Source organism: Litorilinea aerophila (assembly GCF_006569185.2).
Taxonomy (GTDB): Bacteria; Chloroflexota; Anaerolineae; order Caldilineales; family Caldilineaceae; genus Litorilinea; species Litorilinea aerophila.
This window is the reverse complement of the sequence record NZ_VIGC02000011.1, coordinates 170,692-183,415: the sequence shown is the minus strand read 5'-3', so window position 1 is coordinate 183,415 and position 12,724 is coordinate 170,692. Positions and strand designations below refer to the sequence as shown.

Annotated in this window: 9 protein-coding genes; all 9 read right to left on the bottom strand. The window is 61.2% G+C overall.

Translation table 11 applies throughout. The annotated features are described in order from the left end of the window. Positions 1 to 10 precede the first annotated feature (10 nt). A complete protein-coding gene (locus tag FKZ61_RS10680) occupies positions 11 to 1,012 on the bottom strand; it encodes an ABC transporter permease (protein ID WP_141610104.1) in 1,002 nt (333 codons plus the stop codon). 67 nt (positions 1,013 to 1,079) lie between these two features. Next, entirely contained in the window at positions 1,080 to 3,056 is a 1,977-nt protein-coding gene (locus FKZ61_RS10675; RefSeq protein ID WP_170199559.1) for an ABC transporter substrate-binding protein, read from the bottom strand. A 421-nt stretch (positions 3,057 to 3,477) separates the two neighbouring features. Further along, positions 3,478 to 4,905, bottom strand: a complete 1,428-nt coding sequence (locus FKZ61_RS10670; protein WP_229964211.1) for a DUF5060 domain-containing protein — start codon at positions 4,903 to 4,905, stop codon at positions 3,478 to 3,480. Positions 4,906 to 4,986: 81 nt separating this feature from the next. Beyond that, a complete protein-coding gene (locus FKZ61_RS10665) occupies positions 4,987 to 6,402 on the bottom strand; it encodes an L-fucose/L-arabinose isomerase family protein (RefSeq protein WP_141610101.1) in 1,416 nt (471 codons plus the stop codon). 105 nt (positions 6,403 to 6,507) lie between these two features. Then, entirely contained in the window at positions 6,508 to 7,518 is a 1,011-nt protein-coding gene (locus FKZ61_RS10660; RefSeq protein ID WP_141610100.1) for a sugar-binding transcriptional regulator, read from the bottom strand. 226 nt (positions 7,519 to 7,744) lie between these two features. After that, positions 7,745 to 9,235, bottom strand: coding sequence for an FGGY family carbohydrate kinase (locus FKZ61_RS10655; protein ID WP_141610099.1), 1,491 nt, complete (start codon positions 9,233 to 9,235; stop codon positions 7,745 to 7,747). Positions 9,236 to 9,289: 54 nt separating this feature from the next. Beyond that, positions 9,290 to 10,237, bottom strand: coding sequence for a transketolase family protein (locus FKZ61_RS10650; RefSeq protein WP_141610098.1), 948 nt, complete (start codon positions 10,235 to 10,237; stop codon positions 9,290 to 9,292). Then, entirely contained in the window at positions 10,234 to 11,079 is an 846-nt protein-coding gene (locus tag FKZ61_RS10645; protein ID WP_141610097.1) for a transketolase, read from the bottom strand. The genes FKZ61_RS10650 and FKZ61_RS10645 overlap by 4 nt, the downstream gene beginning before the upstream one ends. 321 nt (positions 11,080 to 11,400) lie before the next feature. Beyond that, on the bottom strand, positions 11,401 to 12,171 hold the full coding sequence (locus FKZ61_RS10640) for a sugar phosphate isomerase/epimerase family protein (RefSeq protein WP_141610096.1): 771 nt from the start codon (positions 12,169 to 12,171) through the stop codon (positions 11,401 to 11,403). Positions 12,172 to 12,724: the final 553 nt, after the last annotated feature.

The window sequence follows — 12,724 nt, the reverse complement described above, 5'->3', positions numbered from 1 at the left end:
TGGTCACTGCTCACTTATACCGGATGCGCGGATCAAAGAGCGGATAGAGCAGGTCGATGACCAGGGCAGCGGTGGCGACGGCCATGATGGACATGGTGATGGTGCCGTAGAGCATGTTATAGTCGCCGCTACCGACTGCCGTGCGCATCAGCAGGCCCAGGCCAGGATACGAAAAGAGGATCTCGGTCAGTAGTGCCCCGTTGAAGATCATGCCGATGGAAAGGGCCAGGGCGGTCACCTGGGGAAGCAGCGCGTTCCGAAACACGTAGCTGATCATGATCTTTCGCGGCGGCACCCCTTTCAGCCGGGCGAACGTCACGTAAGGTTCTTCCTTGGTGGCATAGGCCAGGGATTTCATGCTCAAGATATTCCAGCCAAAGCCGGCCGTGATCAGGGTGAGCGCTGGCAGGGCCGAGTTCGTGGCGATCATCTGAATTTTGGACCAGGTGAGTGGGCCCGGTCGAATGGTCGTCGAGAGGGGGAAGACGGGGAAAATGTAGGCCAGCACCAGGATGAAAACCAGCGCCAGGATGTAGTAGGGGATGGGGTAGATCAGGACGCCCACCACTTCCAGCGCGGTAGCCAGCCGGTTATTGTGGAAAAAGCCGGCCAAAAGGCCGATAAAGTTCCCCAAAGACCAGGCAATGAAGGTGGTGGTGGTCAGCAGCCCCAATGTCCAGGGCAGGGCGACCCAAATAAACTCGGAGACCGGCCTGGGAAATGACGCAAAGGAAGGCCCGAAGTCGAAGGTCAAAAAGATGCGTTTCAGGTGGTTGATATATTGGGTGAAGAGGCTGCCCTCCAGGCCATAGAGTTCGGCCAGGGTGGCCCGTAGCTGCATCACCTCCGCTTCTGACAGCGTTTGTCCCGCCTGATTCTGCAACTGGGCGATATAATTTTCAATCGGGTCACTGGGCATCAGGCGAGGTAGGAAGAAGGTGATGGTGATGCCCATGAAGAGCACGACCACATAGACACCTAACCGGGCCGCAATATACTGTGCTAATTTCATCATTCACTCCTGCTCCAAATCTGTGCCAGGGGGCAACCCTTCGGTTGCCCCCTGGCAACGCCGCCTGCTATCTCCGCCCGGTCGGCTCGATGTTGACGACGATCTCCTTGAACGAGCTCCACCACGTATACGGGACCGCGTAGTAGTTGTCCTGCTTGGGGAAGTTGGTCCAGTAATATTCGTTGGTGGGAATCGTGGTCGGGATGTTCATGATGTTGATGTAGGCCATGTCCTTGACGAACTCCTGGAGGATGGCCCGGCCATTCTCGCGGAACTTGGGATCGCTCTGATCCATGGCCTTGCTTTCCTTGATCAGCGCGTCCACCGTGGCATTGTTCCAGCGGTACTGGTTGCCCACAATGGGCTCCGTGGCATCGGCCGCCTTCAGGTTTTCAAGGCTGATGCTGTGCCAACTGTTGAGGTAGTTGGGGGTGAAGATGCAGTTGGTCCAGTTCAGTATGGTGGTCAACAGGGCGTTGGTGTTCTGCACTTTGGAGAACTCGGCGTTGTCCACCTGGCGCGCATTGACCTGGATGCCGGCCTTCCGCCAGCTATCGGCGATGGAGAAGCCAACCCGCTGCATGACCTTGTTCCAATCACCCGGGATCACCAGCTCCAGCTCCCACACGGAACCATCCGGCAAGGTGTAGACCCCGTCGGCATTCTTGGTGATCCCCACGCTGTTGAGCAGCCGTTCCGCTTCAGCCGGATCGTACTTCCACCAGCCGATGCCGAAGGCCTCCGAAATGGCCTCTTCGCCCTGGGGCAGCTCTTCCGCCGGCACCCCCGACTCCGCCAGCCGGGCCACCAGGTCAGCGGCAAAGTTGGGATCAAAGGGCTTGTAGCCATCGGGCAGGGTGAACTCCTGGAGCCACGGGATCAGGGGTTCGAAGTAAATGGGGCGCAGGATGCGGGTGTCCACCATGGGCAGGGGGGAGGCCTTGAACTCTCCGCTCAGCGCGTTGATGCCCACCTCTTTGAGGTCCAGGGAGAGCGCCAGGGCCCAGCGCACTTCCGCCTTGTCCAGCGGTGGCTTGTGCTGGTTCATCAGCACGCCGTAGCTGCAGGCGTCATCCATGTTGTGGTAGGGCATCTTGTCCGAGAAGGTGGTGATGTAGGGGTTTCGCTCCTGGGCAGCCTTGATGCTGTCCGGGCTCATGAAGGTGTCCACATCGTACTGGTTCTGGACAAAGGCCAGCACCCGGGTTTCCTCCGGCCCGAAGTCCTTGTAGAGCACATACTTGGGCTTGGGTTCTCCCATCCAGCCCCAGGCGGAGCGCTCCCAATCCTCCCGGCGTTCCCAGAGCTGCCAGAAGCCGTTGGGGTCGAACTCCTTCACCACATAGGGACCCAGGGTCACGGGATAGGTGTTGCGGAACTGGCTGACATCCGGCTGCTTTTCGAAGATATGCTTGGGCACCGGGATGAAGGCGGAGCCCCAGGTGTACACGCCCATCACCGTGTGGAGATCGTAGGAGGGGTTCACCGTCTCCACTTCAAAGGTGTAGCGGTCGATGGCCTGGTAGCTCTTGATGTAGTTGACGATACGATTGACATTCGCATTCGTCAGCTTCTCCCGCTCATTGAAATAGGTGTCCAGGGTATAGATGATGTCGTCGGTGGTGAACTCCACACCGTCGCTCCAGTAGATGCCCTCCTTGAGCTTGATGCGGAAGCGGGTATGTTCAGGGTTCAGGACTTCTGGCATGTCGGCCGCCAATTCGGGATAGGATTCACCCGTTCCGGTGTCTGTCTCCCAGAGAAAGCCCCAGCCAAGTTCACGGAAGCCCCGCCAGTGGGCATACTGCATGAGGGGATTCATCTGATCTGGGTTGGCCGACTTGCGGTCGAAGGTCTGGACAACCAGGGTTTCGTGTCGAGGCGTGCCGACATCGGTCAGGGTCCCCTGCTGATCAGACTGCTCCTGCCCCCCTGCTGCGCCTGCCGGCGAAAGTCCAGCTTCGGTGGGCGTCTGGCAGGCGGCCAACAAGAGCATTAGAAGCCCAAAGATGATGATTCGTAGGTACTTGCCTGGCTGACTCATGGGATTATCCTCCTCGGTATGGTTACGTACACGGCATGGCGCTACCCGGTAGTCTGGGCAGCATCTCCTTTTAGCTTGTTGAAATGTACCGACTTGAGCCCCACAAGGCATGCACTGGGGAGCAGCAACGTTTTGACCGTGCCCGTGAGACTGGCGTTGTAGGAAGGACAATAGTTGGAATAATTATTCTCTAGTGGTTATTGATTCATATCATAGCGCGAAACATCCTTTCTGTCAATGGCCAATTTCTGGGGAAGGGGATTGGGATACAATTCAAGTGGGCGAACGTGCACGGACGCCTGCAGAGGCGGCATGGCTTTCCTGCGTACCCACATCCGCCCTGGAACTTGAATTGTATCCCCTATCCCGCTCTTTCTTGTCTCTCCTGGATTTCAATCCAGACCCGCGTGAACCGTGGGGCTCAGCTGTCTACCCGACGGGCCTGAACGGCATGGAAGGGCTTGCTGGGGAGCTCCAGCATGAAGGTTCCGCTGTACGTCCCCTCGACGGGGGTGATGGTCATGTTCCAGGTGTCGATGACGTCCAGCCGGTACTGATGGGCTTCGGGCAGGGTGAAGAGGAAGCGGCCAGGCTGGGCGACGCCGAAGTAGAAGAGGTAATAGTCTTCGCCCTTGCTGGCTCCCTCCCGGCTGACCGGATCCAGCCCCTCGGGAGCGTGCTCTTCCAGGAGTCGGCGTAGGAAGGCGATGCGGGCCGGACTCTCGCCGTGGAGTACCCCACCCTTGGACCACCAGAGGATGTCCTCAGGGTGGAGGTAGGTCTCGCCATGGCCCACGTAGCCGCCGCCGATGGTGCCCAGCCAGAAACGATGCACCATCTCCTGAGCCGTGATGTTGCCCCACATTTTTTCAATGTTCCCCTCATAGCGGCACTCGTCCACCACCACAGGTTTGCGGTAGGCCTCGCGCCACTCGGGCACCCGGGCCAGATCCGAATGCTGGACACTGGTGTGGGTGACCCAGGGCTTGCCGTGGTCATAAAATCGCCGACAGTTGTGAATCGATCGTAGATGTTGGTAGGGGTCGCTCTCCTGGACGATGCGGAAGAAGCGGTCCCAGTCGGCCTCGTGCTTGGACTTCATCAGATCGAACTCGTTGGCCATGGACCACCAGACGTTGCGGTAGGCGGCCAGGCGGGCCACCACGTAGCGCAGGTACAAATCGTCCGCCTCAGGTGGCATGGTGGCAAAACCCCACCGGTCGTAGGGGTGGAAGAGGATGATGTCGGCCTCGATACCCATGTCCCGCAGCTGCCCGACCCGGGTCTCGAAGTGCTGGAAGAAGGCGGGGTTAAACCGCTGAAAATCCCACTGGCCATCTTCGCCGCGCACGTACGGATACAGGGGGGGCTCATTGGCGTTGAAGGGGTAGTGCTTCGGGAAGACACACATGCGCATCTTGTTGAAGGGGGCCTGCTTCAACGTCTCCAACGTCTGTTCTTCCAATGCATCGCCCTGATGCACCCAGGCGTAGCAGGTGGTTCCCACGGAGACATGGGGCGTGCCGTCCGCATAGGCAAAGTGATAGATGTTGTGAACCTGCACAGGGCCGTGGTTGCCCGGCGTGGTGGGCGGAACACAGGTGAAGCTGCCCCTGTGGCCCGCCAGTTCGTCCACGTTGCTGACCGTCTCGTAGTGCCATTCGCCCTCGGTGTCGGGCATGAAACGCACCCGGTAGACGCCGTCGCCGTCGTAGAAGCCGTCGGGCTCCACGACCCGGTTCTTGTGGCGAAATCGAGCGCCGAAGGACACCTCGGTGAACGGGTTGCCGTCCGCTGGGCCAGAGAGGGCCAACTCGAAGATGCCCCACTTCTCGACAGATTCGGTCATGTCTGTCATTCCTCCAGTTTTGTGACGATGATAGATGGTTTATGGTTGGGATGGTTCAAAACAACAAACAGGGATGGCCGGCTACGGATGATGGTAGACGTCCCAGCCCAGGTAGGTGCCGAAGGCTTCCGCCAGGATGTCGGCCGTGTGGCCCAGGGTCATGGCGACATGGTGTTCAAAGCCGTTCTTGCAGACGTAGTGCATCAGGCGCTGCAGGCCGGGCACTTCCACAACCGCGCGGCTGCCGAAGGTGTCCAGCGGATCGTCGGTAAAGGCGCCGTCGCCCACGTAGCTCTTGATCTGCCCATGGCGGTCGTCTGTGCTGATGCGGGCGTAGCTCATGGGGCCGGCGGGCACCCGTCCCACCACCGTGCCCCAGGTGTTCTCCACGCCCAGGGTGGTGCCCAGGATGGGCGCGTTGGACATGGTGATCTCCGCCGGGAAGAAGCTCTTGGCCCAGTTGCCACAGTGGAAGAGCACGCACTTGTCGGGCTCGTTGCGATAGTTGTTGTTCCAGTCGACCAGGGCGCTGGGTTGCCCCGAAGCCAGCTGCAACGCATACATGCTGGCTACACCGGTGATGTCCACCTCGCAGGCGCTGGGCATGAACCGGTCACTCATCATGCTCATGAGGGTACAGACGTTGACGCCGTAGTTACGCTGGAGGGAGGACCAGCACTGGATGGCCGTGGCATCCAGGTCATAGGCGTCCATCCATGCATCCAGGACGACGCCCAGCTTGGCCATCTTGACCACCCGGGGCTCGGGGACGCCGGGGGTAGGCACGTAGCCGTGAATGGATTCCAGCCGGGCCTGGACCCGGGGATCATCGTCGGCCAGCCGCTCCGCCTGGCCCAGGATCTCCGACAGGTCGATGGTGGAGACGCTGATCCCGGAGGCCTCCAGCAATTTTTCGCTGAAGCGCACGGTGTTGAAGGCGTTGGGGCGGGCCCCCACGGCGCCCAGCCGTGCCCCCCGCAGCCCACGCACCACCCGACAGACGCCCACGAATTTCTGCAGATCCCGCTTGAAGGATTCGTCCTGGGGCAACACCGTGTGCTGTTCGGTCAACGTGAAGGGAAAGCCGTACTGGTACAGATTGTTGCAGACGGAGATCTTGCCGCAGTAGGCGTCCCGGCGCCGTTCCACGTTCAACTGGTCTGGCGCATCCGGGTAGGCCTGCACCAGGATGGGGACCCGCAGGCCCGAGAGCCGGATGGTGTCGGCCACGGCTTTCTCATCGCCGAAGTTGGGCAGCACCACCAGGATGCCGTCGATCTCGTCCCGATGCTCCTTGAACAGGGCCGCGCAGCGCTTGGCGTCCTCCCACGTCTCCACCGCGCCGAGCTTGGTCATCTCTTCGTCCACAATGACCGACTGGACCTGCATCTCTTCCAATACTTGCAGGATGTCACGCCGCCCTTCGCTCACCAGCTGATCCGGGAAGAAATCGCGGTTGCCCACAATCACGCCCAGGGTAACCGTTGATGGTTCCATATTCCCTCGCTCCTCTCGCTTTTCCTCTGACCTGGGATAACTCAACTGCAAAAAAACACGGATCCCCGTTGGCCGTGAACCCCGTGGACCCCAGCGGGCGGGGGGCTATTCCCGCGGCGTCCGGTCCGACATGGACGGCTCCCACGGGAACGTAAACAGCCTGCCGTCAATCAGCCGCTGGGCCGTGAAGTGATCCGTGATAAGCACGTTGATCAACTCACCCTCCAGGGCGCCGCGAATGGCCATCCACTTGCGGCGGCCGCCGGCAATCCCCACACAGCGTTCCACTTTTCGCAACTGCTCCAGGGTGATGCCGATCACCCGCTCATTCAGGGGGGTGACCACCGGAACCCCCTGGCTGTTGTAGAATCGCAGGCAGATGTCTCCCACCGCGCCCTCTTCTTTCAGCAGGTCGATCTCCGCCTGGGAGAAGACGTTGCCACTGCTGGCCAACAGCTTGGAGGGGAGCAGCGCCCCGATGCCCACCAGGGCCACGTTGATTCGATCGAAAAGTTTCAGGGTCTCCTGCACAAAAGTATCGTTGCAGATGACGGCCCGGGCTTCGGGGGAGCCGACCACCCCGGGCGCGGCCAGGAATTTGGGTTCACTGCCCACCAGGTTGGCCAGCTTGGTGGTCAGGTGGTTGGCATGCACCTCGGCGGCCGGGTTGCCGATCCCCCCCAAAATCTGCACCACCTGGGATTCCAGGGGCTGGGCCAGGGGATGCATGGCATCCACCATGGCCAGCAGGGTTTCGCTCCACGACGAGATGCCCACCACTTCTCCCCGTTTCAGGGTGGTTTCCAGGTAGAAAGCGGCCGCAACGCCCAGGTTGCGGATGATCTCCTGCTCGTCGTCCTCGGCCTCGCAGTCCACCACAATGACATCCTTCAGGTCGTAGCGCTCCTGCAGCGCCGCTTCCAACTCCGAGTAGATGCCCGGGGGCGGGCTGATGCGAATCCGGACGATCTGCTCTTCGTGGGCACGCTTCAGCAGACGGGAAACCGTCGCCTGGGAAATGTCCAGTTGGGCGGCTATCTCCGACTGACGGCGGTTATTTTCGTAGTACAGCCGGGCCACCTTGGTCATGAGTCGCAACTCATCAATGGTCGCCATTGCTCCCTTGCCTTTCTCCAATGGATCTTCTGCCTTACACGGGTTTAGACGCCCGCGTCCGTTTCCATTATGGAGCCATGGCAGGCCTGCTGCCAAACCGTCGCGACAGGCCAACGGCAGCGCCAACCTATGCCGCTTGAAAGGGTGTTTCAGCCATGATGTGCTGGAAAAGCCTCGCTCCATGCTTCAGGCAGGGCCATGGTTCAGGCAAGGGTACTTCTGGCGGTTAGGGGGTGTAGATGGTCCGGGCAACGGCCCGGCGCCAACCGGCATAGAGCTCCTCGCGCCGTTCGGCTGTCATCTGGGGGGCGAAGACATCGTAATGGCGGGGCAACTCGCCAATCTCCCGGGGGGAGCGCCAGATCCCGGTTGTCAGACCGGCCAGGTAAGCTGTGCCCAGGGCTGACAGATCCGGCGAGGTGCTGCGCAGCACCGGCCGGCCGATGATATCCGCCTGAAACTGCATGAGCAGCTGGTTCTGGCTGGCCCCCCCGTCGGCCAGCAGACACGGGAGCTCCCTGCCCACCTCCCTTTCCATGGCGTCGAAGACGTCCCGAATCTGGTAGGCGATGGACTCCAGCGTGGCCCGGGCCAGCTGAGCCGCACTGCTGCCCCGGGTGAGGCCCGTGATCAACCCGCGGGCCTCCTCGTGCCAGTGGGGCGCCCCCAGCCCCACGAAGGCTGGGACAAAATAGACGCCATCACTGCCATCCACCTGGCTGGCCAGCCGGGCCACTCCGGCGGCTGGATCGTCCAATCCCAGGAACTGTCCCAGCCATTGCACCGCCGCCCCGGTGACCGGGATGTTGCCCTCCAGGGCGTAGGTGGCCTGGTCGGCCATGGCCCAGGCCACGGTGGTGGATAGGCCGCTGGCAGACAAGAGGGGCCGATCCACCGGCATCATCAGCGATGAACCGGTCCCATAGGTCGCCTTGATGGCGCCCGGCCGGAAGCAGGTGTGGCCGAAGAGGGCCGCATGGGAATCGCCTATCATGGCGGCGATGGGAATGCCGCCCGGCAAGGGGCCCGCCGGGGCGCTCTCCCCGTAGATGGCGCTGGATGGCAGGACCTGGGGCAGCGCGGCTGCGGGGATCTCGAAGAGCTCCAACAGCTCCTCGTCCCAACGCCGGGTGTGCAGGTTGAGCAGTTGGGTGCGAGAAGCGTTGGACATGTCGCAGGCGTGCACCTTGCCACCGGTCAGGTTCCACAGGAGCCAGCTATCCACCGTTCCCAGACAGAGTTCACCCGCCGCGCCCCGCTGATAGCCATTGGGTATCTGATCCAGGAGCCAGTGCATCTTGCTGGCCGAAAAGAGAGGGTCGATGGTAAGACCGGTTTTTTCATGCAGGAGCGGTTCCAGACCCCGCTCCCGCAAGGTCTGGCAAAAGGGTGCCGTTCGACGACACTGCCAGACCACGCAGGGGCCCAGCGCCTTGCCGCTCGCGCGCTCCCACAGAACGACCGATTCCCGCTGGTTGGTGATGGCGATGGCCGTCAGCCGGCTCGGGTCCCCGTCGGCCAGACAGCGTTCCATGGCGTCGCAGACGCTTTGCCACAGGGCCTGGGGATCTTGTTCCACCCATCCCGGCCTGGGGTAGGTGACTTCCAGGGGGCAGGAAGCCCGGCCCACGATCTCGCCCTGCGGGTTTACCCGCAACACCTTGGTGTTGGTGGTGCCCTGGTCAATGGCCAGGATTTCCCCATTTGTCTGCTTCATGTGCCCGACTTCACTTTCTCCTGCGTTTTTCTTTCGCCTCTTTCGCCCGGTGGGCTACACCTTGACCGTCTCCAGCATCTGCCGGGCTGTCTCGGCCAGCCCTTCAGGCGTGATGCCGTAGTGCCGGAAGATGTCCATCTGGCTGCCGGTCACCGTGTACTCATCGGGGATGCCCACGATCTTGAACGGCACCGTGACGCCCCGCTCCATCAGTAGCTCCGCGCAGGCACCGCCCAGCCCGCCGTAGATGCTGTGCTCCTCCACGGTGATGAGGACCCGGGTGTCGGTCGCCGCGGCCAGCAGCGTCTCCTGGTCCAGCGGCTTCAGGGTGTGCATGCTGATAACCCGGCACTGGATGCCCTCTTCGGCCAGGATCTGGCTGGCCAGCAGCGCTTCGGCCACCGGCTCGCCAATGGCCACGAAGGTGACGTCAGAGCCGTCTCGCAGCATGATGGCCTTGCCCACTTCAAAGGGCGTATTCGGCTGGTGTAGCTCCAGCATGGGGCGCTTGCCCATGCGAATGTAGATGGGGTGCGGATAGTCCAGCGCAGCCAGGATGGCCGACCGGGTTTCATGGTTGTCCGCCGGGGCCACGATGGTGATGTTGTGGATGGCCCGGAGCGCCGCATAGTCATGCAAGGAGTGGTGGGTGGAGCCCAGGGCGCCGTAGCTGACCCCGGCGCTGATGGAGATCAACTTGACCGGATGATCCGAATAGCAGACGTCGTTCTTGATCTGCTCCAGGGCCCGGGTGGTGAGGAAGCAGGCGGGCACCACGGCGAAGACCCGTTTCCCCGCGGATGCAAGCCCGGCCGCAACGCCGATGAGGTTCTGCTCGGCGATGCCCAGTTCGACGATCTGCTCGGGCAGGGCCTGGCCGAAGGGAACCAGCTTCCCCGAACCCCGGGAATCGCTGGTGCAGACCAGGACGTCCGGGTTGGCCCGCCCCAGCTCCAGCATGGTGGCGCCGAATTCTTCCAGGTTGGGTCTGCCGAGCTTCATTGTGCCACCCCCACAAGGGCCGTTTCGGCCAGCTCCAGCTCCTGCATGGCCAGGGTATATTCTTCGTCGTTAGGCACGTGGTGGTGCCACGAGACCTGGTTCTCCATGAAGCTCACCCCCCGCCCCTTGATGGTACGCGCCAGGATCAGGCTGGGTTTGCCCGGCTGGAAGGGAATCTGTGTGAACGTATCTAACAGGGTGGGAATGTCGTGGCCGTTCACTTCACGGACCGCATATCCAAAGACCCGGAATTTTTCACACAGGGGTTCCAGCGCCACCACATCTTCGGTTGGCCCGGTGATCTGCAGGCCATTCCGATCCACGATGACCACCAGGTTGTCCAGCTTGTAGTGGGCGGCCACCAGGGAGGCTTCCCAGTTGGAACCTTCCGCCAGTTCGCCGTCGCCCAACAGGGTGTACACCCGATAGGAGCGCCCGTCCTTCTTGGCGGCCAGGGCGAGCCCCACGGCAACCGACAGGCCATGCCCCAGGGCCCCGGTGTTGTGCTCGATGCCCGGGACCTTGCGAGTCGGATGTCCCACAAAGTGGGAGCGGTACTGTCCCAAGGTTTGCAGCTCTTCAGCCGGGAAAAAGCCTCGGTCAGCCAGCACGGTGTAGAGGGCCTCCACGGCATGCCCCTTGCTCTGGATGTAGCGATCCCGGTCAGGATCGGCGAAGTTCTCGGGGGAGACGTTCATCACGTGGTTATACAACACGTTCAAGATGTCGATGCATGACAAACTGCCAGCCGTATGACCAGCCCTGGCCTGTTTGATGATGGAAAGGATCGTCTTGCGGTATTGGATCGACTTAAGTTGAAGTGCGTGGACAGTGGGATCCATAATCACCTCTTTCTGCTCTCTGTGCTTGAAATGACGCCGGTGGTGCCTGGGGCAGGGCCTGGTGGTGACGCCAATGGAAGGGGTGAACAAGCCGTACCGACTGAAATGTGAATTTATATTCATTTATGAAATTATATTCAGGTGTCATTATAAACAATCTCCGGGCCTGTGTCAAGTACTATTTTCCCGCGCGTTCCTGTGTCCCTACTTTCCCTGTTTGTTGGGGGAACTGCCTTACATGAATTGGGGGCGACCTGCCAGGTCGCCCCCAATGTTAGTCTTGTTCTCTTCAGTTCGGAAGAACCGCCGGATCGCCCCCGCCTACGCCAGCCCCATGGCCCGCAGGTTCTCGTAGCTGATGCGCAGGCTCTCGAAGGGATCCCGCCGGCAGATGTCCTGCTCCACCGCGTACCACTCCACGCCGGCCTCCCGGCATGCGTCCAGGATGGCAGGCCAGTTGAGGTTCCCTTCCCCTACTTCCGCCATGACCTGCTGCCGGTCCACGATCACCATGTCTTTGAGGTGGACCACCGGCATGCGGCCCTTCATGCGGCGGATCCAGGCCGCGGGATCGCCCCCTCCGTGCTGCACCCAATAGGTGTCAATCTCTGCCTGTAGATAGCGCGGGTCACTCTCCTCATAGATGATGTCCAGCGCGGTGCGCTTGCCGAAGCGTTCAAACTCGAAGCCGTGGTTGTGGTAGCTGAAGGTCAGCCCGGCCGCGTGTAGTTTCTCCCCCACCTGGGACGCCTCCTGGGCGAAGCGCCGGTAGCCGTCTTCCCCTTCTTCCCGGTACGCGGCTGGCAGACTGCCGATGGCCACGTGCCGGCAGTTCCACAGGTGATGCTGCTCGATGACCGAGTCCAGGTCATTCCACAGGCGGTCATAGGGGATGTGGGTGTTGCAGATGGTCAGCCCCAGATCCTCCACGATGGCCTTGACCTCCTGGTGGGGAATGGGGCCGATGGCGGAGACCTGAACGGCCTGGTATCCAATCTGGCGGATCTTCTTCATGCTGGCCGCAAAGTCTTCCGCGGTGCGGGTGTACTCACGCACGGTGTAGAGCTGGGCGGCAAGAACTGGTTTAGTCATGGGTTCTGTCCCTTTCCCGTAGATGGTCCCTGGATGATGACAGGGGCACGCAGGGTTGATGGTGAATCGGTGAAAGTCTTGTCTGAAACCCTATGATAGCAGAGGGCCTGCCAATTGGGGAAAGTGTGGGCGATGTAGAGCCGTCGAGGGCCCGTTGGCCAGCGGTTCCCCGGGAGATGCTGCGCGGGCGGACGTGGCTCGGCAGCCAACAATCGTGGAGAAAACGTGGGGGAATCGGTGCCGGCGGCCATGGCGCCGGGGGGCTATGGTTCTTGCCCTCTGCCCCTAATTGCGCTACCATTGGCTCCTGCGGCTTTTGCGATAGCTGTGGTTTCCTTGGAAACACGCCGCAGAGAACTACCTTGGAGCCACGGATGACTCTGCTGCAAGAGGGGCGTATAGGACGCTGACTCACGCAGATGAACGCTGATTAGGGCGATTTTCTCCTGGATTTCTTTGCGCATTTGCATTAAAGAATGCCCTCTTCGCAGGAAGGCACAGATTGCGTTGGATAAAATCTGTATTCATCTGTGGAATCTGTGAATCAACTCAA